Genomic DNA, 21,085 nt, shown 5'->3' with positions numbered 1-21,085 from the left:
TCGTACCGCAGAGGCTTCCTTCTCGTGCGGAAAATTATTTGCCTTTACGCTCGCACATGTCGCGAGAATTCGCAAATAATAATCGGGCAGCATTTTCGGGCGCTTCCACGCGCATCCATCGAGTTATATAGTTAATGCATATAAACCAACTCGAAGGACGCACTCTTTTGCCTCGCACCGGCATGTTCAGCAAGGACCACCCGCACTACAAGTGGGTCGCGCTCAGCAACACCACCCTCGGGATGCTCATGGCGACGATCAACTCGTCGATCGTCATCATCTCCCTCCCCGCCATCTTCACCGGCATCAAGCTCAACCCGCTCGAACCGGGCAACGTCTCCTACCTGCTCTGGATGCTGATGGGCTACATGCTCGTCACGGCCGTGCTCGTCGTGATGTTCGGGCGCATGGGCGACCAGTACGGCAGGGTCAAGATCTACAACGCCGGGTTCGTGATCTTCACCGTCGCCGCCATCGCGCTCTCGCTCGACCCGTTCACCGGGGGACCGGCCGCCATGTGGCTGATCGTCTGGCGGTTCGTGCAGGGCATCGGCGGAGCAGCGCTGTTCGCGAACTCGACCGCCATCCTCACGGATGCGTTCCCCGCCAACAAGCGCGGGTTCGCCCTCGGCCTCAACCAGGTGGCCGCCATCGCCGGAAGCTTCATCGGTCTGATCGTCGGCGGCATCCTCGCCGAGATCGACTGGAGGGCCGTGTTCTTCGTGTCGGTGCCGATCGGCATCGTCGGCACGATCTGGTCGTACAAGTCGCTGCACGAGGTCGGCCAGAAGAACCCTGGCCGCATCGACTGGCTCGGCAACGCCACCTTCGCTGTCGGCCTCATCGCCCTGCTCACCGGCATCACGTACGGCATCCAGCCATACGGCGGCAGCTCGCAGGGCTGGGGCAACCCGTGGGTGCTCGGCGCGATCATCGGCGGCATCCTGCTGCTGGTGGCGTTCGTGCTGATCGAGCTGCGCGTGAAGTCGCCGATGTTCGACATGCGCTTGTTCCGCATCCGGTCGTTCTCGTCGGGGATCTTCGCCGGGTTCCTCGCCGCGATCGGTCGAGGCGGTCTGCAGTTCATGCTGATCATCTGGCTGCAGGGCATCTGGTTGCCACTGCACGGCTACAGCTATGAGTCCACGCCGCTCTGGGCGGGCATCTACATGCTGCCGATCACGATCGGCTTCCTCATCGCCGGCCCCATCTCCGGCGCGCTCTCCGATCGGTTCGGCTCCCGCGCGTTCGCGACGGTCGGTCTCTCCCTGGTCGCTCTGACGTTCATCGGGTTGCTGTTCATCCCCGTCAACTTCGAGTATTGGCAGTTCGCCGTGCTCACCGGGCTGAACGGCATCGGCTCCGGCCTGTTCTCGTCGCCGAACCGCACCGCCATCATGAACAGCGTGCCGGCGAACGAGCGAGGGGCCGCATCCGGGATGGCGGGCGTCGCGCTCAACGCGGGAAGCTCGTTGTCCATCGGAATCTTCTTCTCGCTGATGATCGCCGGCCTGTCCGTCGCCCTCCCGACCGCGCTGACGAACGGGCTCACCACCCACGGCGTGCCGCACGCTGTCGCGACGCAGATCGGTGCGACGCCCCCGGTCGGCAGCCTGTTCGCCGCGTTCCTCGGCTACAACCCGATCGCCAGTCTGCTCGGGCCGACCGGCGTCCTCAGCAGCCCCCACGTGGATGCGGCGACCCTCACCGGCAAGGAATTCTTCCCTCAACTCATCTCCGGACCGTTCCACGACGGCCTCGTGGTCGTGTTCGTCGCGGCCGCCGTGATGAGCATCATCGGAGCTATCGCCTCATTCGCAGGCGGCGGCAAGTATGTTCATGAGGAGAAGATCGCCGAATCGCAGGCGATCAGCGAAGAAGGCGAGGAAGTCGGTGCGAGCCGCGCATAGCGTTCAGGAGCGTTCACGGTGACAGACGGCGACGTCGGAGACGGCCGCTCCTCGCTCGAGGACGACGATCTGGCCGGACGACTGGCGCTCGCCGTCGGCCGCCTCAACCGCAGGATGCGCTCATCCACCGGTGACCTGAGCCACGGCCAGCTCTCCGCTCTGTCCACGATCGTGCGCCGTGGGCCGCTGCGCCCGGGCGAGCTCGCCGCCATCGAGGTGGTCGCCGCCCCGACCATCACCCGCGTCGTCTCAGACCTGGAGGCCCGAGGGCTCGTCCAGCGCGAACCGGACCCTGACGACGGCCGCTCCTCGTTCGTCAGCGGCACGGAGGACGGAATCGAGCTCCTGCTGCGCGCCCGCTCCGACCGAGCCCGCACGGTGCAGTCGATCCTCGCCGAGCTGACGCCGGAGCAGGTCGCCGCGCTCGCCGCGGCGCTGCCGGCCCTGGAGTCCGCCGCGCACGTGTCCTAGAGAGCCGCGCGAAACGACTCGTGCGATTTGTGCGCTCGCGGGTACCTGAACCGCCCGTTCGGCAGGAATCGCGCGACGGGTGTTGCGACTCAGAGCACGAAGACGGCCACGGTGACGAGGACGGCGACAGCGACGAACACGGAGTCCCGCATCCGCCAGCGCGACGGCGTCCGCTCGGTTCGGGTGGGATGCGCACCGAACGCCCGCGACTCCATCGCCAGCGCCATGCGCTCCGCGTGCCTGATCGACGACGCCAGCAGCGGCACCACGGCGGCGAATGCGCGCCGGACGGCCGCGATGGGACCCCATCCACCCGCCACGCCCCGCACCCGCTGCGCCTGCCTGATCAGCATCAGCTCGCTGCCGAACCGGGGCAGGAAGCGGTAGGCCGCGATGGCGGTGTACCCGATCCGGTACGGGATGCGGAGCTGCGCCACGAGCGCGCGGGCCAGGTCGGGACCCGTGGTCGTCAGCCCGCCGACCAGCGCGAGTGTCACCAGGGCGCCGAGCCGCAGCGAGGTCGCCAGCCCCACCGCGAGCGCGCCGACGGTGTAGTCGTACGCCCCGATCGAGAACAGGATGCGCTGGTCCGCGACTCTGGATGCGTCTGTCCAGAATCCGAAACTCACCGCCATCACCAGCACGATCGCCGGGAGCACGACGAGCAGGCCGACGACGATCGCCGGCCGCAGCCGAGCGCCGACCAGGATGAGCGCGACGCCGAGCACGACGAACACGAGCGGCGTGACGATGTCGCGCGTGAACAGCAGCGCCACCCACGCGGGAAGCACGGCGGCGACCTTGGCCAACGGGTTGAGGTGGTGCAGGAACCGGGAGCGGGGCACTGGCGCGGAGGTGCCGTACGGGTCGGGGGAGAGGAAGGTCATGCGCTGCCCGTCGCTGCGCCGTCGGCCCCGCGCCCGTCTGTCCCAGCACTGTCGGGGTCGGCCCCGCGCTCGTCCCTGCCCGGCAGATCGGTTAGCCTGGTCACGTGGCCCCAGCCGGGCACCCCGCCGAGGGCGGCGGCGAGCGGGGGCTGCCGGAGTCCGCTGCGCTCCAGCAGAGAGACGTCGCCGAGGACGTCTGCGGTCTGGCCGTATGCGGCGAGCGTCCCGTCCGCGAGCACCGCGGCGTGGGTGGCGTACTCGGCGACGAGTTGCAGGTCGTGGGTGACGATGACGACCGTGGTCCCTGCGTCGTTGAGGCGGGCGAGCATCCCGAGCAGTTCGGTGGCGCGTGCGCGGTCCTGCCCGAACGTCGGCTCGTCGAGCACCAGCACGGGTGCGCCGGCGATCAGCGCTGTCCCGACCGAGAGCCGTCGCTTCTGACCGCCGGAGAGGAGGTACGGATGCGCATCGCGCTGTCCGGAGAGGTCGAGAGTGTCGAGCATCGCGTCGACACGGCGGCTGATCTCGTCGGCAGGGATGCGCCGAACCCGTAGACCGTACGCGAGCTCGTCTTCGACAGAGTCGGCCACGAACTGGTGCTCGGGATTCTGGAACACGAAGCCGACGGCGGCGGTCAGCGCTGCGACGCTCGCACGCGCAGGGTCGACCCCGCCGACCGACACCGTCCCGCGCGGCGGCCGCACCACACCGGCGATGGCCTGCACCAGGGACGTCTTCCCTGCCCCGTTCGCCCCGAGGACGGCGACGAAGTCGCCCCGCCCGACCCGCAGGCTCACGTCCCGCAGCACCACCCGCTTGCCGCGCAGCACCTCCAGATCGCGCACCTCCACGGCGGCCGCAGCGTCGGCGGCGCGGCCACCCGCATCCGGCATCGCCTCCACCACCCCCAGCCCTGCCGCGACCTCCGCCAGCTCCTCCATCGTCACCGGCAGTCGCTCCACCGCCCACCCGGCATCCCGCAGCCGCAGCCCGGCGAGCGTCGCGACCGGCAGCCACACGCCAAGCGCAGCCAGCTCCTCCGCACGCTCCCGGAACAGCTCAGCGGCGGGGCCATGCGCCACCTGCCGCCCGTCACGGTCGAGCAACAGCACCGTGTCCACCACCGGCAGTGCCGCATCCAGGTTGTGCTCCACCAGCACCACCGATCGCGTCGAGCCAGGGCCGGTCAACGCACCGAGCACCGCATAGACCTCTTCCGCGCCCGCAGGATCGAGGTTCGCGGTCGGCTCGTCCAGCACGAGCACGGGAGCCTCCAGCGCCAGGGCGCAGGCGATCGCAAGGCGCTGCTTCCCTCCGCCGGAGAGCGTGTCCGGGTTGTCCGCCCTGCGCTCCCACAGCCCGACCGCCCGCAGCGCCGCTTCAGCGCGCTGAAGCACGGCAACCGGGGGCACCAGCTGGTTCTCCGGGCCGAAGCAGACCTCGTCGAGCACGGTCGCGGTGACCAGCTGCGCATCCGGGTCCTGGAACACCGTGCCCACGTGCTCGCTCAGCTCGGCGACCCTGGCGTCCGCGGTGTCGACGCCCGCCACCCTGACGGACCCGTCGAGGCTCGCGGGCACCGCGTGAGGCACCAGCCCGTTGAGGGCGAGCGCGAGCGTCGACTTGCCGCAGCCGCTCGGGCCGAGCACGAGCAGCACGTCGCCCGGTACGAGATCGAACGTCACGCCGTCCGGCGTCCACTGGTCTGCGCCATCGTGCCGGATGCGCACCCCGCGCACCGAGAGCGGCGCGGGCTCGGCGGCCACGGCGTTCAGAACTGCAACGTCGGCGCCGCGAGCATGGGCAGCGCGTCGGAGCCGGCGTCGCCGTCTCGCCCGCGCCTGGTGCGCACGATCGGCAGCTGCAGGCCGCGCCCGGCGCCTGTGCGGTCGAGTCCGGCGGCGACGGCGCGGCCGGCCCAGGTGAACAGGATCGGCGACGCCACGAACAGCCCGATGTGCACCACCTGCACCCAGGGCTGCGTCTGCTCGGCTCCCTGCGCGACGAACACCCCGATCCCGAAGACCAGCCCGGCGATCGTCACGGCGGCGTAGAACAGCCACGCCCGCCAGTAGCGATACAGGGTCACCGCGAACGGCAGCTCCTGCAGCAGCCCGATCGACCCCGCCGCCATCACGGCGGCGAACCCGATCGGCTGGAACGGCACGGACACCAGGCCGGCGATCACCGAGGTGATCAAGGCGACCCCTCCGCGACGCAGCAGAGCCTGCGCGATGACGCCCGGCAGGAAGTACACGCCGATCACAGCGCCGTAGAACATCGGAGCAGCAGCGGCGAGCGTGCCGGAGATGTAAGCGCTGATCGAGAACACGATGCCACCTGCGACACCGATCGCGGCGCAGGTGAGGAGGAGTCGGGTGCTGGTGTTCTTCATGTCCCCACCAGCGTAGATGGGTAAGGGTTGCCTTACAAGCGCGCCGCCGGTCGGGAGAACAGGTTGACGACGTTGCCGTCCGGGTCGCGGATCAGCGCAGAGCGGTTGCCCCACGGCATGGTCGTCGGCTCCAGCACGATGTCGGCGCCGTCGCCGATGGATGCGCGGATTCTGGCGAACTCCGCATCCACGTCCGCCACGAGGAATTCGACGATGACGGAGTCGTTCCTTCCCGGTTTCGGGGCGCGCTCGCCGAGCATGGCGACGGTGGCGGTGCTGCCGATGGCGAGCGTCACCGACGCTGTGCGGAACTCGGCGAACACCGGCGCCGGCCGCACAGCGTCCGAGCCGGTGACGAGTTCGTAGAAGCCGGCGAGGCGGTCGACGTCGTCGGTGATGATCCTGATCGAGGCGAAGTCCATCGGTGGTCCTTTCGGAGGGTTCGGGCGGCCGTTCCGCCCGTTGACCCCATACTCGAACCCGTGCGCGACACCGTCCTGTCGGTGTTTAGCGATTCACCGCCCGATGCTCACCGCCCGATGCTCACCGCCCGATGCTCACCGCCCGATGCTCACCGACTGCAGCTCTCCGTACGCGACGTCCAGGTCCTCCGGCCGCAGCTCCCGCTGCGGCGCCCGCTCGCCCGTCGCCTCCGCGCTCACGATGCGATCGCCGCGGAACGCCCGCACCCCCGCGCGCAGCCGGCACCACGCGATCAGATACCAGTCCGTCCCCTTGCCGACGTAGCCGAGCGGCTCCACGTCGCGCACCGTCTCCGCCCCCGACCGGTCGCGATACACGATGGTGAGCACCCGGCCGGAGCCGAGCACGCCGCCGAGCGCGGCAGGCGCATCCCGTGCCTGGCCGTCGTCGAGGAAGTGGATGCGCGCTGCCAGCTCCGCGGTCGTCTGCAGACTGCGCGCATCCATCACAGCGGTCACCTTGCGCACGGCGGACGCCGCTGCCTCGCGGAACGGGCTCGACGCGAGCATCCCGAGCCCGACCGTGACCGCGAGCGCTTCATCCGGGGTGAGGCCGAGCGGCGGGAGGGTGTGGGAAGGGTCGATGGAGTAGCCGCCCGTGCGCCCTGGCTCGGCCCAGATCGGGACGCCGGACTGCTGCAGGGCGGACAGGTCGCGCTCGATCGTCCGCGAGGTCACCTCGAACCGCTCGGCCAGCCACCTGGCGCTCCTGGGCCGCGGCGACACCGCGCGCAGCTCCTCCACGAGCGCGTACAGCCGGTCAGTGCGGTTCATCGTCCTCTGGCCGCTTGGCGGAGTCGAAGCCGGGACGCGCGGCGATCACCGGATGCGCGCCCGTGTATCCCTGCCTCTGCTGCGCGATGGCGAGGATCTTGGTGCGGCTCGCGAACCAGCCGATCACCAGCAGCGGGATGATGATCACCAGCGAGGCGATGGTGAACGTCCCCGTCGGGTAGTCGAACGCCATCAGCACCAGCACGGCCGCGAGGAACGCCAGGGTCAGGTACGCGGTGAACGGCGCCCCGAACAGCCGGAACGCCGGTCGTTCCAGCTTGCCCTGCAGCGCCCACCGGCGCAGCTGCATCTGGCAGATCACGATCATCCCCCAGCTCGTCACGATGCCGAGCGATGCAACGTTCACCACGATGTTGAACGCCTCCTCCGGCACGATCAGGTTGAGGAAGACCCCGAGAACGCCGATGCAGCCGGTGAGCAGGATGCCGCCGTACGGCACGCCGCGCCTGTTCATCCGGCCGGTGAAGGTCGGCGCCGCTCCCGTCTGCGCCATCGAGTGCAGGATGCGCCCCGTGGAGTACATCCCGGCGTTGAGGCTGGAAAGGGCGGCCGTGAGCACGACGAAGTTCATCACGGAGCCGATGACAGCGCTCAGCTCAGGAGACCCGAGGTGGCTGAAGAAGGTCACGAACGGGCTCTCGTCTCCGCTGTAGACATCGGAGGGGAGCAGGAGGGCGAGCAGCAGGACAGATCCGCAGTAGAACACCGCGATGCGCAGGACGACGCTGTTGATGGCACGCGGCATGATCTTCTCCGGGTGCTCCGTCTCACCGGCGGCGATGCCGACCAGCTCGACGCCCGCGTACGCGAAGACAACACCTTGCACGAGCACGATCGCCATGCCGATGGTCGCGAAGCCGTGGGGGAGCAGGCCGCCGTTCGCCTGGAGCATCGCGATCCCGGTCGGCCCCTGGTCGGTCGGCCAGCCGAACGCGAGCACCACGATGCCGACCACGAGGAACAGCACCAGCGCCGTCACCTTGATCAACGCGAACCAGAACTCCATCTCGCCGAACACTTTCACGGAGATGAGGTTGAGGCTGACCACCACCACGAGGGCGATCAGCGCGAGCAGCCACTGCGGCGCTGCGGAGAAGATGCTCCAGTACTTCACGTAGAGGGCGATGGCGGTGGAGTCGACGATGGCCGTCATGGCCCAGTTGAGGAAGTACATCCACCCGGCGACGTATGCCATCTTCTCGCCGTAGAACTCGCGGGCGTACGAGACGAACGAGCCGGACGACGGCCGGTGCAGCACCAGCTCGCCGAGCGCGCGCAGCACCAGGAAGGCGAAGAACCCGCACAGCGCGTAGACGAAGACCAGGATCGGGCCGCCCTGCTCGAGGCGGCCGCCTGCGCCGAGGAAGAGGCCGGTGCCGATCGCGCCGCCGATGGCGATCATCTGCACCTGCCGGGGCTTGAGGCTCTTGTGGTAGCCCTCCTGCTCGCTGGCGAAGTCCTGAACCGCCTGGCTCATGTCTCCGACGTGCTCGCGGCTGTTCTCCAGATCGTCGGCCGGATCGTGCTGTGTCATGTCAGCCCCCTCGTGTTTCCAGTTGTTCACACTAGTGAAGGATGCGCGCTCAGGCGATAGCGAGCATGCCGGCTGCCGCGACGGCGAGCGCCAGCCCCACCCACTGGATGGGCGCGATGCGCTCCCGGAGGACGATGGCGGCGAGCACGATGGTCCCCGCCGGATACAGCGCGATCAGCACGGAGAACGCGGCGAGGTCGCCGAGGCGGAGCCCGAACAGCATGACGATGTTCGCCGCAGCGTCGAGCACCCCGCAGGCGATGGCGAACGGCAGCCCGGGAAGCCAGGCGGATGCGCTGGGCTGTGTCTGGTGCACCCGCCGTGAACGCAGCGCGAGCACCCCGACCACCGCCAGCATGATCACGCCGTTCACGGCGCGGTTCAGCACCAGAGGCACGAGCCCGGACGAGTCGGGCGTCTGGTCGATGATGATGAGGAACGCGCCGATCATCGCGCCGGAGCCCACCGCCATCAGGATGCCGCGCAGACTCGGCCGCACGGCGCCCTTCTCCGGCACGAACCCGACGAACACCACAGCCACCAGCGCGAGGCCGAGGGCGACGTACCCGATCGGCGCGAACTGCTCGCCCCCGATCAGTCCCCACGTCATCGGCACGACGGCCGAGACGACGGCGGTCAGCGGCGACAGGATGCTCATCGGTCCGATCGCGAGGCAGGCGTAGAGCAGCGAGATGGCGACAGCGCCTGTCACGCCGGAGAGCGCGCCCCAGCCGATAGCGGAGGCCGACCACTCCCCTCCGGCGAACGGCAGAGCGACGAACAAGAGCACCAGCCCGGACAGGGCGCCGATCGCTGTGACCTTGATCGCGCTGATCTTGCGTGCGGCGATCCCGCCGAGGAAGTCGGCAGAGCCGTAGACGAACGCCCCGACCAGCCCGAGGACGGCGGTGAGCATCAGCTCCCTGCGAGGCGGTAGACGTGCAGGACGGCGCCGCTGTCGAACCGTTCCAGCTCGGTGAGCTCGAACGACCACTTCTCCCTGTCGTCGGGGAAGATCCGCAGGCCGCCTCCGACCATCACCGGATAGGTCAGCAGGCGCAACTCGTCGACGAGCCCCCAGACCAGCAGCGAGCGCACGAGGGTGGCGCTGCCTGCGACGAGGATCGGGCCGCCGTCTCCCTCTTTCGCGTCGGCGACGGCTACCCGCACATCCCCGTGGATGCGCGTGGCGTTCCAGCCGAGGTCGCCCGTGCCCTTCGCGGCGACCAGCTTCGGCATCGCGTTCATCTTGTCGGCGAACTCGCCGTCGCGCTCCGGCCACGCGGCACGGAAACCCTCGAAGGTCTTGCGTCCGAGGAGAAGGGACTCCGCCTCCATCGTCTCGCGCAGCTTGAACGCGTACAGGGCGTCCGTGCCGTACGGCATGGTCCATCCGGCGTGCGGATGCGTCGGCTCCCCGCCCGGCGCCTCGACGACGCCGTCGAGGGTCATGAACTCGGTCACGATCAATCGGCGCATGTCGCTGATGGTACCCGTCCACAGGTCGCGCGTGCTCGGCCGTTCTCCACAGATCGAGGACGGCCAGGTATTCGTCGGTCCCGCTCGTTACGATCGAGGGATGAGCTGGAACGCGGAACACCCCTGGGAGCCCGACGAGCGAGACGCGCCCCCGGCCGACGATGAGCCGCCGTTCCCGGAATACCCGAGCGACCAGGAGGAGCTGTTCCCTCCGGACGACGCGTACCGGGGCGGGGCTGTCGACTTCGGCGACGCCGGCGCTGTTCCGGGTTCCGCCACGCCGGCATCGCGCGGCGCGGCGACCGCAACGGCTGTACGGCGCGAACTCCGCGCATCCACGGCCAAGTTCGCGAGCCCGGCCGAGGCGCTGCACACGGTGTTCGGCTACGACTCGTTCCGCGGGGAGCAGGCCGAGATCATCGACCAGCTCGTCTCAGGCGGAGACGCCGTGGTGCTCATGCCGACGGGTGGAGGCAAGAGCCTCTGCTACCAGATCCCGTCGCTCGTGCGCGAGGGCACCGGTGTGGTCATCTCTCCGCTCATCGCGCTCATGCAAGACCAGGTGGATGCGCTCACGGCGGTCGGCGTGCGCGCTGCGTTCCTCAACTCCACGCAAGACCAGGCAGAGCGCGCCAGGGTCGAGAACGCGTACCTGGCGGGCGAGCTCGACGTGCTCTACGTCGCGCCGGAGCGCCTGTCGTCCGAGGCGACCAAGCGGTTCCTGTCAGGGGGGAAGATCGCCCTCTTCGCCATCGACGAAGCGCACTGCGTGTCGCAGTGGGGCCACGACTTCCGGCCGGACTACCTCGCCCTGTCCGAGCTGGGGGAGCGCTGGCCGGACGTCCCGCGCATCGCCCTCACCGCCACGGCGACGGAGGCGACGCACCGCGAGATCACCGAGCGGCTCGGGATGCAGAAGGCCGCGCAGTTCGTCGCAGACTTCGACAGGCCGAACATCCAGTACCGCATCGTTCCCAAGGTGGAGGTGCGCAAGCAGCTTCTCGACTTCATCACCACGGAGCACCCGAACGACGCCGGCATCGTCTACGGACTGTCGCGCAACACGGTCGAGCGCACGGCGGAGTTCCTGAGCGCCCGCGGCCTCAACGCCCTGCCGTATCACGCCGGGTTGGATGCGCGGCTGCGCGCCCAGACGCAGGCCCGCTTCCTCCGCGAGGAGGGCGTGATCGTGGTCGCCACCATCGCGTTCGGCATGGGCATCGACAAGCCGGATGTGCGGTTCGTCGCCCACATCGACCTCCCCAAGTCGGTCGAGGGCTACTACCAGGAGACCGGCCGTGCCGGCCGAGACGGCCTCCCGTCCACGGCCTGGCTCGCCTACGGCCTGCAAGACGTAGTGCAGCAACGACGCATGATCGACGACTCGCCTGGCGACCTCGCCCATCGCCGCCGCATGACGCAGCACCTGGATGCGATGCTCGCTCTCTGCGAGACGGTCCAGTGCCGCCGCGTCAACCTCCTCAACTACTTCGGTCAGCGCGCGGAGCCGTGCGGCAACTGCGACACCTGCCTCACGCCGCCGGAGAGCTGGGACGGCACGGTCCCCGCGCAGAAGCTGCTCTCGACGGTGGTGCGACTGAAGCGTGAGCGTAACCAGCAGTTCGGCGCAGGTCACCTCGTCGACATCCTGCGCGGCAAGCGCACCCCCCGCGTCGACCAGTACGGTCACGACGCCCTCGCCACGTGGAGCATCGGCGCCGACCTGAGCGAGAGCCAGTGGCGCGGTGTCATCCGCCAGCTCATCGCGCAGGAACTGCTCAAGCCGGAGGGCGAGTACGGCGTCCTCGCGATCACGCCGGAGAGCGCAGCGGTGCTGGCAGGCGACCGTCCCGTCGTGCTCCGCCGCGAGCCGGATCGCCCTGAGCGTCCCGCCCGCGCCTCCCGCTCCGCGGCAGCGGTCGCCGACCTCGAACCGGCAGACCACCCGCTGTTCGAGGCGCTCCGCGCCTGGCGTGCAGAGGCCGCGCGGTCGCAGGGCGTGCCCGCATACATCGTCTTCGGAGACGCCACCCTGCGAGCGGTCGCCGCGGCCAAGCCGGCCACCCTCGGCGACCTGGACGGCATCACCGGCATCGGCGCCAAGAAGCGCGAGGCATACGGCGAGGCCCTGCTCGAAGTGGTGGCGTCGGCGTAGCCGCCCCATCCCCCGCCCGCCCCTAACGCAGGAAGTCCCGCGCCGCATCCGCTGCGTTCTCCGTCGGAACGGAGGCGGCAACGGCGTGGCGCGGGACTTCTCCTGCTGAGTGCTACGTCTGGCTGAGTGCTGCTTCTGGCTGAGTGCTGCTTCTGGCTGGGCCCTACTTCTGGCTGGCCGGGCGGCGCATCCTGAGCAGCAGCATTGCTGCGCCCACGATGGCGGCCGCGAGGGCGGCGAGGAGCGGGACCGTCACCGACGAGCCCGTCGCGGCGAGCCCGGCCGGCGTGTTGTCCGCCGGGGTCGTGCCTGCCGGCGTGGTGCCGGGCGGTGTGGTGCCAGGGTCCGTGCCGCCCGGGGCGGCGGCTGCGGTCACCGTGATGGCGATCGAGCCGGTGACCCCCGAGGTCAGGCCCGTCACCACGACGGTGTGCGCGCCGGCAGGCGTGCTGCTCGGGATGCTCACCGTCGCGCTGATCGTGCCGGCACCGGACGCGGTCAGCGTCGCCAGCTTCACCGGCGTGGAGTGCAGCCACACCTCGACGGTCTCGCCCGCCGTGAAGCCGGACGCGTCGACGCTCACCTGACCGCCGACGGCGACGGTCCCGGCCGAGAGGGTCACGGTCGCCGGGGTCGTGCCAGGCTCGCCGGGTCCGCCGGGCTCGCCGGGTCCGCCGGGCTCGCCGGGTCCACCGGGCTCCGTCACGACCGTGCACTCGATCGTGCCGGTGCGCAGTGCGTGGCCGTCGTCGTTCGTGTCGTCCGACCAGATCACCGGCTTGTGGCCGTCGACGCACTCCGCCTGCGGGGCGATCGCGAAGCCCTCGTTGTTGAGGTTCGGCATCCCGGCCGGGCGCGCGAACGTCGCGTCGACCGTGAAGTCGCCGGCGTCCGCCCCCGTGGATGCGATGGTCAGCGTCTCGTGCTGACCGTTGCAGGTGTCGTCGCAGACCGCCCAGAGCTTCTGGGTCTCCTGGTCGAACTGGAGCTCCATCACGCCGGTCATGCCGCTGGAGATCGTCGCGACGCGCGTGTATCCGGTGCCGGACTGGTCGAGCGCGTACGCGTAGATGTCGCCGTTCGCCTCCAGCCCGGTGAAGAACAGGCCGTCGCCGTGGCCGGGGTACGACGCGGGGTCGTATGCCGCGCCCGTGTGCTGGTCGGCGAAGCCGTGGGCGGTGAGGTACGCATCCGGAATCCAGGTGACGGCCTCGAGGCCCAGGTTCGGACCGACGACGGGCAGGTCGGCCGTGAGGTTCCAGTCGGCGGTGGCGTTCAGGCTGGTTCCTGCGGCGTTCGCGTCGAACCGGAGGATCGCCGGGCGGCTCACCCCGTTGTTGGAGTTGTTGCGCTCGGTGGAGACGAAGATGCCGCCGTCAGGGCCGGCGCCCGTGATGGTGACGCCCTCCGAGTCGGGGTCTCCCGTGCCGTCCGCGTAGTGCAGCGCCTTGCCCGCGCCCCAGCCGTTCGCGGTGTCCGGAGCCCAGACCGTGCCGTTCCAGAGCAGGCGGTAGAGCGTGCCTGGTCCGTTCTTCACGGCCCAGAGCACGCCGGGCGCGCTCGTGCCGGACGCCTGGTAGTAGAGGCCGCTCATGTTGCCGCCGAGCAGGTTGGCGTCGTCGGCCGTCGCGACGGTCGAGCCGCCAGGCCACGGGCTGAGCTGCACGTCGCCCGCGCAGGCGTTCGGAGCGTTCTTGGTCGAGGCGGCGGTGGTGGCGAAGTCGCCTGTTCCGTTCGGGCAGCGACCGTATGTGGTGGCCGCGTGGGCCGTCCACTCGTACGAGTCGATCAGGGTGGTGCCGTTCGGTGCGAACAGGCGGGCGGAGTCGGCGGCGCCGAGGCCGAACACCGCATCCACGTCGGCCGTGTAGTAGCCGCCTGCCGCGACGACCGTGCCTGCCGGGATGGGGAAGGCGTCGCTGTCCTTGTTGTCGCGCAGGATGTAGCCGGACAGATCGACCGGTGCTGCGCCGTTGTTGATGAGTTCGATCCAGTCCGTCGCGTCGCCGTTCGACTCGACCTCGTTGATCGCGACGGGAACGCTGCAGTCGTTGGCGGCGCCCTTCGTCGACGATGTGGTCGTGGTGAACGCGCCGGTGCCGTCCGGGCAGCGGCCGTACGTCGTGGTGGCGTGCGCCGTCCAGCTGTACGTGTCGATCAGGGCGTGCGACGGGTCGTAGAGGCGGGCGGAGTCCGCTCCGCCCAGCCCGAAGCCGAGGGTGGACTCGTCAACGACGAAGAACCCGCCGGCCGCGATGGTCGAGCCTGAAAGCAGCGGGACGGCGGTGTGCGTGTCGTCGTTGTCGAGCAGCGACCAGCCGGTGAGGTCGACGGCCGTGCTGCCGGTGTTCATGAGCTCGATCCAGTCGCCGGGGGTTCCCCCGCTCGACTCGACCTCGTTGATGACGACGGACGACGGCGCAGGGACCGCCGACGCCGGGGCCGCTCCTGCGACCAGGGAAGCTGTGGCGAACGCTGCGGCCACCAGGGCCGCCACCGTTCCTCGCCAATGAGTGCGCAAGCGTGTTCTCCTTCTGCGACGACGGGGGAGCGCGCGCATCGCAGGCTGCCGATCCGGTGGATGCGGTGCGCCGACCGGGTAGATGCGGCGCTGACGACGCGGCGACCCGGCAAAGATGCGAACACTCGCAGCTTCGTGACGCAACGGGAACGCGCGGTGAACGGCGCGCGAACGGCGGATGACGCGCATCCATCGAGTCGCGCTGGGTGCGGGTGCGGGTGCGGCGCAGGTCGCGTCAGTGGATGGTCTCTCCGCGGGCGAGCTGGTCGACGAACGCAGCGATGCGGCGAGCGCGCGTGTCCACCCGCTTGGCCGTGGTGGTGCGGAAGATGATCGCGAACCGGTTCTGCCCGCTCAGCGTCTCGAAGAACGCCGCCGCCGCAGGATTGGCGGCGATGGCCGCGGCGAGGTCGTCCGGCACCGTCTTGTCCGACTGGCGCTGGTATGCCGCCTCCCACCTGCCGTCCGCCTTCGCGCGTTCGATCTCGCGCATCCCTGCGTCGGTCATCTCCCCCGACTCGATCAGCGCTGCGACCAGCTCGCGGTTGCGCTGCGACCAGATGCTGCGTGCCCCGCGGGGCGTGAACAGCTGCAGGAAGTGTGTCTCATCCAGACTGTTGCGCCGCCCGTCGATCCAGCCGAAACAGAGCGCTCCGTCGACCGCCTCCGCGTAGGTCGGGCTGGAATGGCCCGAGTTCTTCTTCGCGATGGCGAGCCGGACGCCGACCTCGGTGTCGTGGTGCTGCTCCAGCCAGGCGCGCCAGGCCGCCGCGTCGGGAAGGTGCAGGATGCTGTGTTCGGCCATACCTCGATCTTGCCCCGAAAAGTACGGGGTGGATGTAACGAAAACGACGGTGTACCGTCGCGGTTCTGCGGGACGATCAGGGAATCTTTTTCCCCCGGCTCGCGTTATCGAAATATGGACATTTGCGACGATCTCGAAGGAGGACGCGATGGCACGAATGATCGAAGAGCTCGAAGATGAGACCGGCGCCGTAATCAAGTACAAGAGGCACGCCAACGGGCGGGGCCTCGTCGCACCGACTGCGCGTGTGGCGGAGTCCGCGTTCATCGACGCGACCGCATACGTGGAGAAGGACGCCCGTGTCGGACTCGACGCATACGTCGGAGCGGGAAGCTGGATCGACACAGGCGCGACGGTCGGGGACCGCACGTTCGTGGGCGCCAACGTCCACATCGGAGCCGGCTCCGTGATCGGCAGCGGCGTGCGCATCGGCAGCAACGCCAAGCTCGGCCGCGCGGTGATGGTGGGCAACGGCGCGCGCATCGAGCGCGACGCGCAGGTGGAGCAGGGTGCGGTGATCGAACTCCGCGGCTCCGCGGCGGCCCGCGCTGCACTCAGCGCCCCCGTGCGCCCTGCCGCGCAGCACGCCAGGCGCGACGCGTCGCGTCGCGCTGCCTGACGTCCCACGGCGGAAACGTAACGCCCTGAGCCGGTTTCGGCTCAGGGCGTTCGTGCATCCACCGCACGCGCGGCGAGCGACGAGATGCCAGTAACTGTCGCGCATCCCGGGCGTTTCGCGACAGTTACTGGCATCTCGTCAGCTGGTCAGTCCTCGACACTGCCGCGGGATGCGGGCAGCTCGCCGGGGGCGGAGGCCGCGGTGGGGGTCGTCCCGTCCTCCTCGGCGATGGGATGCGCATCCACGTGGCCGACCGCATCCACGTGGCCGACCGCATCCACGTGGCCGACCGCATCCACCTGGCCGCCCGAATGCACGGGGTGCGTGCTCGCCTCCTTCAGCGTGCGGGTGCGCGTGCTTGCCGCCAGCACGAGGACCCCGGCGACGGCCGCGCCGACCGCGAACGCCGTGGTCGTTCCCGCGTGGTCGACCAGCAGACCGGCCACCGCAGCGCCGACCGCGACGCCGAAGTTGACGGCGGTGTTCGTCCAGGTGGTCGCCTCCGTGCGGACGTGTTCTGCGGTGAGTGCGTCGGCCAGCAGGTACGCCGTGATGACGGTGGGGGCGAGGAACAGGCCGAGCCCGAACAGGACGACCCCCAGCGTGATCTGCTCCGGCGCGAGCGCGGCGATGGCGCTCACCGCCACGAACGCGATGCTCAGCACCACCAGCCGGATCGCGAGCGCCGGTTTCCAGGTGCGGTGGCCGTAGACGAGTCCGCCGACGGCGCTTCCCGCGGCGAGCAGGGCGAGCAGGATGCCGGACACCGCCGCCATCGACCGCTCGGCCGTGAACGCAGGGACCGCGGTCTCGACGGTGCCGATCACCAGGCCGACACCGGTCAGCGCGACCAGCACCGTCGGGAACCCGCGCTGCCGCAGCGGACGTTCGTGGGCGTGCGCCGTGGTGGTCGCCGGACCTTTCGCGCGCACGTGCCTGTGCAGGCAGAACAGCACGGTCCCCGCCAACGCGACGCCGGCGGTGGTGAACAGCGCCGCCACCGGACTCGCGACGAGCACGATCAGGCCGACCAGCAGCGGGCCGGTGGTGAACAGCAGCTCCTCTGCGACCGCATCCAGGCTGTATGCGCGGGGGAGGATGCGCGCGTCCGGTGCGATCGCGGCCCACATCACGCGCATGGTCGAGCCGAGCGGAGGCGCGAACACGCCGGCGACGGCGGCGAGGCCGATCAGCAGCCACGCCGGGGCGTCCGCAAGGCAGCCGATCGCGGTGGCGACGAGGGATGCGGCGAACAGCACGCCCATGACCAGCAGCGAGCGTGTCGGCCCGAACCGGTCGACGGCGCGCGCACGGGCGGGCGAAGCGATCACGTTGGTGACGCCGAACGCACCCGTCGCCGCGCCGGCGGCCGCGAACGTGCCCGTCGCCGCCTGCACGCTGAGCAGCAGCGAGAGCGAGACGGTCGCGAACGCGAGTCGCCCGATCAGCGCGGAGCCGAACAGCGCGGCTGCGCCGGGGATGCGCAGGACGTCGGCGTACGACTCGCGCTTCACGATGCCGCTCCGGATGCAGCGGACGCGCCGGATGTTCCGGACGCGCCGAATGCGCCGAACGCGCCGGATGTTCCGGACGCGCCAGAACCACTCGCCGCGATGGCCCCTGCCACCAGCTCGAACAGCGCCAGCGTCGCGGCGACCCTGTGGGTGCCGGGCGTTCCCGCCGGTTGCGCGGCGTCGGCGAGCAGGATGCCCGCCTGCCGCACCAGCCCCTCCACCTCGTGGAATGCCGCTTCGTCGATGAAGAACTCGGCGTCCGTGAACGTCAATCGCGTGCCAGGCGCCTGCAGTGCCGCTCTCCTGGCCAGCTCAGAGCTCATCGCGACGAACAGCTCGGGCGCCCCGGACATCCCGAGTCTTTCGCCGCTGGCCGGATCGTGCCGGTAGCGCTTCGCCTTGCCGCCCCGGATGGCCACCTCCTCGACCACATCCACCAGTCCTGCCTCGTGCAGGCGGCGCAGGTGGTAGCTCACGTTCGCCTGGCTTTCGCCGAGCTCGCGGGCCGCCTCAGCAGCGCTCAGTGCCGAGCCGCCGAGCAGCGAGAGCAACTGCAACCGCAGGGGATGCGCGAGCACGCGCAGGTCGCGCAGGTCCAGCGGTTCGCGCTCGCGCGTGGGGGTGGTCTGTTCCGTCACCGTCCCAGTGTGGCGGGAGCCGGTGCAACTGTCAAACGTTCCTTTGGGAGTCGAGGTGCGCACCGAGACGGGCCAGGCAGTCCTCCCAGCCTTCGACGTGGTCGGCGGCCGCCTCGGCCGAGCCGAAGCCGTCGTGCACGACGGTGAGGACCGTGCCGGGGACGGAAACCCGCTCCGCCCCGGGTGCCGACTCCGTTGCCGCCTCCGCGAATCCCACCGTCACCCGCGTCTCGTCGTCCTCGCCGTCCCACCGCCAGGTGAGCACGATCCGCGACGGCTCGTCCGCCTCCACCACCACGCCGGATGCGCCCATCGCGGTCGGCGCGGACCGGATGCTCCACGCGCACCCCGCCGTCGCATCCACGGTCGCGACGGTCTGGAATCTCGGCGGCCAGAACCACGACGCCAGCTCCTCCTGCGAGACGAACGCCCGCCAGACCCGCTCCCGATCCGCCCCGAGCGTCCGCGTCACCCGTGCCGTGTGCTCGCCCATGCCATCCGCCTTCGCTCGCCGTGCCTGTCGTACTTGTGGACAGGGGCACACTCACCACCCCCGCGATTGGAGCATTCCGCAAACCGTCCGGCGTGCATCCGGGAATGGTTTGTAGGCCGCGCACCGCTGACTTCGCGAACCCGGATGTGCGTCGTAGCGTGACGATATCCCGCACGAGAGCGAAGAGGAACCCTGATGGTCGATACCGCCGAGCGCACGCCTCCGACGAAGAAAACCCCGTCCGCCTCCCTGGCGGAGACCCGATCGACGACCACCCCGCCCGGTGACGCGCGGGCGCGCATCGACGTGGAGGCGCTCGGGCGCCAACTGCTTGGGGACTGGGCGGAGATCCGGCTCAAGTCGCGTGAGCTGTCGAGCCGTCCGGAGATGCAGAAGGTCGAGGGGCTCAGCCTCGACGATCAGCGCGCCCGCACCTTCGAGCAGTTGAAGCTGCTCGTGGAGAACGGCCAGGTGCACCGCGCGTTCCCGAAGAGCGTCGGAGGCGAGGAGGACAACGGCGGCAATATCGCCGGCTTCGAGGAGCTGGTCGCCGCCGATCCGTCGCTCCAGATCAAGTCGGGGGTGCAGTGGGGGCTGTTCGGCGCGGCCGTGCTGCAGCTCGGCACCGCCCCGCACCACGAGAAGTACCTGCCGGGCATCATGTCCCTCGACGTGCCGGGCGCGTTCGCGATGACGGAGACAGGGCACGGCTCTGACGTCGCGAGCGTCGCCACCACGGCCACCTACGACGAGGAGACGCAGGAGTTCGTCATCGACACCCCGTTCCGCGGGGCGTGGAAGGACTACCTCGGCAACGCGGCGAAGGACGGCATCGCCGCTGTCGTGTTCGCCCAGCTCATCACCAAGGGCGTCAACCACGGCGTTCACGCGTTCTACGTTCCGATCCGGGATGCGGACGGGGCGTTCCTGCCCGGCGTCGGCGGAGAGGACGACGGTCTCAAGGGCGGCCTGAACGGCATCGACAACGGCCGCCTGCACTTCACCGGCGTGCGCGTGCCGCGCACCGATCTGCTGAACAAGTACGGTGACGTCGCAGAGGACGGCACGTACTCGTCATCGATCAGCAGCCCGGGCCGCCGCTTCTTCACCATGCTCGGCACGCTCGTGCAGGGCCGCGTCTCCCTCGACGGGTCTGCCGTGAACGCCGCCAAGATCGCCCTCAAGATCGCGATCACCTACGGCAACGAGCGCCGCCAGTTCACCGCCGGCAGCGACACGGACGAGGAGGTCATCCTCGACTACCAGCGCCACCAGCGCCGCCTGCTCCCGCTGCTGGCGACCACGTACGCCGCCGGGTTCGCGCACGAGGTGTTCCTGCACAAGTTCGACGACGTTTTCAGCGGACGAGCAGACTCCGACACCGACCGCCAGGACCTCGAGACCATCGCGGCGGCGCTCAAGCCGCTGTCCACCTGGCACGCGCTCGACACCCTGCAGGAGGCGCGAGAGGCCTGCGGAGGCTCCGGCTTCCTCACGGAGAACCGGCTCACCTCGCTGCGCCAGGACCTCGACATCTACGTCACGTTCGAGGGCGACAACAACGTGCTGCTGCAGCTCGTCGCCAAGCGTCTCCTCACCGACTTCTCGCGCAAGTTCGCCAAGGCGGATGCCGGGGCGCTCGCCCGCTACGTCGTCACCCAGGCGGCGGGCAAGGCGTACCACGGCTCCGGGCTCCGCTCCGTCGCCCAGACCGTGAAGGACTTCGGTTCGACCGGCCGCTCCGTCAACTGGCTGCAGGAGCCGAGCACGCAGCGCGAACTGCTCACCGACAGGGTGGAGTCGATGATCGGCGAGGTCGCCGGCAAGCTGCGGCCGGCATCCAAGCTGGGCAAGAAGGCCGCTGCCGACCTGTTCAACTCGCAGCAGAACGAGCTCATCGAGGCCGCCCGCGCCCACGCGGAGCTGCTGCAGTGGGAGGCGTTCACGGACGCCCTCGACAAGGCGCCGGACGCAGGCACCCGTCAGGTGCTCACCTGGCTGCGCGACCTGTTCGGCTTCGGACTGATCGAGAAGCACCTGGCCTGGTACCTCATCCACGGTCGTCTGTCGCCGCAGCGCGCGCAGGCCGTGACGGCGTACATCGACCGGCTGCTCACGCGCATCCGGCCGCACGCCGTCGACCTGGTGGATGCGTTCGGCTACGGCCCAGAGCTGGTCCGCGCCAAGATCGCGACCGGTGCAGAGGCCGCCCGCCAGGCGGAAGCCCGCGACTACTACGCCGCCCAGCGCGCCTCCGGCACCGCCCCCACCCCCGAAAAGTCCCTCAAGTCCCCCAAGCGCTGACCCCGCCCCCAAGCAATCGAGCCGCGACTTATGTACGCGACACGCCGTGGTCGGGTGTGCACAAGTCCCGGCTCGATTGCTTG

The 21,085-nt window shown here is 69.9% G+C and carries 18 protein-coding genes; 5 read left to right on the top strand and 13 right to left on the bottom strand.

Going from position 1 to position 21,085, the window contains the following annotated elements; genetic code table 11:
* Window positions 1-182: 182 nt before the first annotated feature.
* Together ACIRCZ_RS08715 and ACIRCZ_RS08710 are read left to right on the top strand one after the other, a co-directional pair.
* Entirely contained in the window at window positions 183-1,910 is a 1,728-nt protein-coding gene (locus tag ACIRCZ_RS08715; RefSeq protein ID WP_235500636.1) for an MFS transporter, read from the top strand.
* An 18-nt stretch (window positions 1,911-1,928) separates the two neighbouring features.
* Complete coding sequence (locus ACIRCZ_RS08710) at window positions 1,929-2,381, top strand: MarR family winged helix-turn-helix transcriptional regulator (protein ID WP_055898599.1); 453 nt, start codon at window positions 1,929-1,931, stop codon at window positions 2,379-2,381.
* Window positions 2,382-2,470: 89 nt separating this feature from the next.
* Here the strand turns inward: ACIRCZ_RS08710 and ACIRCZ_RS08705 are convergent, their stop codons facing one another.
* The 8 genes from ACIRCZ_RS08705 to ACIRCZ_RS08670 form a co-directional block, all read right to left on the bottom strand.
* Window positions 2,471-3,268: an energy-coupling factor transporter transmembrane component T family protein gene (locus ACIRCZ_RS08705; RefSeq protein ID WP_402851917.1), complete on the bottom strand. Its 798-nt coding sequence runs from the start codon at window positions 3,266-3,268 to the stop codon at window positions 2,471-2,473.
* Window positions 3,265-5,034: an ABC transporter ATP-binding protein gene (locus tag ACIRCZ_RS08700; protein WP_402851914.1), complete on the bottom strand. Its 1,770-nt coding sequence runs from the start codon at window positions 5,032-5,034 to the stop codon at window positions 3,265-3,267. Before ACIRCZ_RS08700 ends, ACIRCZ_RS08705 begins: the two co-directional genes overlap by 4 nt.
* 5 nt (window positions 5,035-5,039) lie before the next feature.
* Window positions 5,040-5,663 carry an ECF transporter S component gene (locus ACIRCZ_RS08695; protein WP_402851911.1) on the bottom strand — a complete coding sequence of 208 codons (624 nt, stop codon included), beginning with the start codon at window positions 5,661-5,663 and terminating at the stop codon, window positions 5,040-5,042.
* A 32-nt stretch (window positions 5,664-5,695) separates the two neighbouring features.
* Window positions 5,696-6,085, bottom strand: coding sequence for a VOC family protein (locus ACIRCZ_RS08690; RefSeq protein WP_402851908.1), 390 nt, complete (start codon window positions 6,083-6,085; stop codon window positions 5,696-5,698).
* 135 nt (window positions 6,086-6,220) lie between these two features.
* Window positions 6,221-6,919 (bottom strand): helix-turn-helix transcriptional regulator, encoded by a 699-nt coding sequence (locus ACIRCZ_RS08685; protein WP_402851905.1) that lies wholly within the window; start codon window positions 6,917-6,919, stop codon window positions 6,221-6,223.
* Window positions 6,906-8,474, bottom strand: coding sequence for an amino acid permease (locus ACIRCZ_RS08680; RefSeq protein ID WP_082581576.1), 1,569 nt, complete (start codon window positions 8,472-8,474; stop codon window positions 6,906-6,908). The genes ACIRCZ_RS08685 and ACIRCZ_RS08680 overlap by 14 nt, the downstream gene beginning before the upstream one ends.
* A gap of 49 nt (window positions 8,475-8,523) precedes the next feature.
* Window positions 8,524-9,390, bottom strand: coding sequence for an EamA family transporter (locus ACIRCZ_RS08675; RefSeq protein ID WP_402851901.1), 867 nt, complete (start codon window positions 9,388-9,390; stop codon window positions 8,524-8,526).
* Window positions 9,390-9,953: a dihydrofolate reductase family protein gene (locus ACIRCZ_RS08670; RefSeq protein WP_055898615.1), complete on the bottom strand. Its 564-nt coding sequence runs from the start codon at window positions 9,951-9,953 to the stop codon at window positions 9,390-9,392. Before ACIRCZ_RS08670 ends, ACIRCZ_RS08675 begins: the two co-directional genes overlap by 1 nt.
* A gap of 100 nt (window positions 9,954-10,053) precedes the next feature.
* Between ACIRCZ_RS08670 and recQ the strand changes: the two genes are divergently transcribed.
* The gene (gene recQ, locus ACIRCZ_RS08665) at window positions 10,054-12,108 is read left to right on the top strand and encodes a DNA helicase RecQ (protein WP_055898618.1); all 2,055 of its coding nucleotides are present in this window, start codon (window positions 10,054-10,056) and stop codon (window positions 12,106-12,108) included.
* Window positions 12,109-12,271: 163 nt separating this feature from the next.
* Here recQ and ACIRCZ_RS08660 read toward each other — a convergent pair whose 3' ends face one another.
* Both ACIRCZ_RS08660 and ACIRCZ_RS08655 read right to left on the bottom strand, forming a co-directional pair.
* Window positions 12,272-14,629, bottom strand: a complete 2,358-nt coding sequence (locus ACIRCZ_RS08660; protein ID WP_402851897.1) for a lamin tail domain-containing protein — start codon at window positions 14,627-14,629, stop codon at window positions 12,272-12,274.
* A gap of 235 nt (window positions 14,630-14,864) precedes the next feature.
* Window positions 14,865-15,434, bottom strand: a complete 570-nt coding sequence (locus tag ACIRCZ_RS08655) for a YdeI family protein (protein ID WP_402851894.1) — start codon at window positions 15,432-15,434, stop codon at window positions 14,865-14,867.
* 148 nt (window positions 15,435-15,582) lie between these two features.
* On the opposite strand from ACIRCZ_RS08655, the gene ACIRCZ_RS08650 reads away from it, so the two are divergent.
* On the top strand, window positions 15,583-16,053 hold the full coding sequence (locus ACIRCZ_RS08650; RefSeq protein WP_235500638.1) for a DapH/DapD/GlmU-related protein: 471 nt from the start codon (window positions 15,583-15,585) through the stop codon (window positions 16,051-16,053).
* A 146-nt stretch (window positions 16,054-16,199) separates the two neighbouring features.
* Here the strand turns inward: ACIRCZ_RS08650 and ACIRCZ_RS08645 are convergent, their stop codons facing one another.
* From ACIRCZ_RS08645 to ACIRCZ_RS08635, 3 genes are read right to left on the bottom strand one after another with little or no spacing between them, the layout of a single operon-like run.
* On the bottom strand, window positions 16,200-17,567 hold the full coding sequence (locus ACIRCZ_RS08645) for an MFS transporter (RefSeq protein WP_402851890.1): 1,368 nt from the start codon (window positions 17,565-17,567) through the stop codon (window positions 16,200-16,202).
* Window positions 17,564-18,205: an ArsR/SmtB family transcription factor gene (locus ACIRCZ_RS08640; RefSeq protein ID WP_402851887.1), complete on the bottom strand. Its 642-nt coding sequence runs from the start codon at window positions 18,203-18,205 to the stop codon at window positions 17,564-17,566. The genes ACIRCZ_RS08645 and ACIRCZ_RS08640 overlap by 4 nt, the downstream gene beginning before the upstream one ends.
* Window positions 18,206-18,236: 31 nt before the next feature.
* Window positions 18,237-18,698: an SRPBCC domain-containing protein gene (locus tag ACIRCZ_RS08635; RefSeq protein ID WP_402851884.1), complete on the bottom strand. Its 462-nt coding sequence runs from the start codon at window positions 18,696-18,698 to the stop codon at window positions 18,237-18,239.
* Between the two features lie 195 nt (window positions 18,699-18,893).
* Here ACIRCZ_RS08635 and ACIRCZ_RS08630 point away from each other — a divergent pair, with 195 nt between their 5' ends.
* Complete coding sequence (locus ACIRCZ_RS08630) at window positions 18,894-21,002, top strand: acyl-CoA dehydrogenase (RefSeq protein WP_402851881.1); 2,109 nt, start codon at window positions 18,894-18,896, stop codon at window positions 21,000-21,002.
* The last annotated feature ends 83 nt before the right edge of the window (window positions 21,003-21,085 follow it).

Origin of the sequence: Leifsonia sp. NPDC102414, from assembly GCF_044765685.1 — a bacterium.
In the GTDB taxonomy this organism is placed as follows: domain Bacteria; phylum Actinomycetota; class Actinomycetes; order Actinomycetales; family Microbacteriaceae; genus Leifsonia.
The sequence above is the reverse complement of the archived record's forward strand: the minus strand, read 5'-3'. Positions and strand labels throughout refer to the sequence as shown.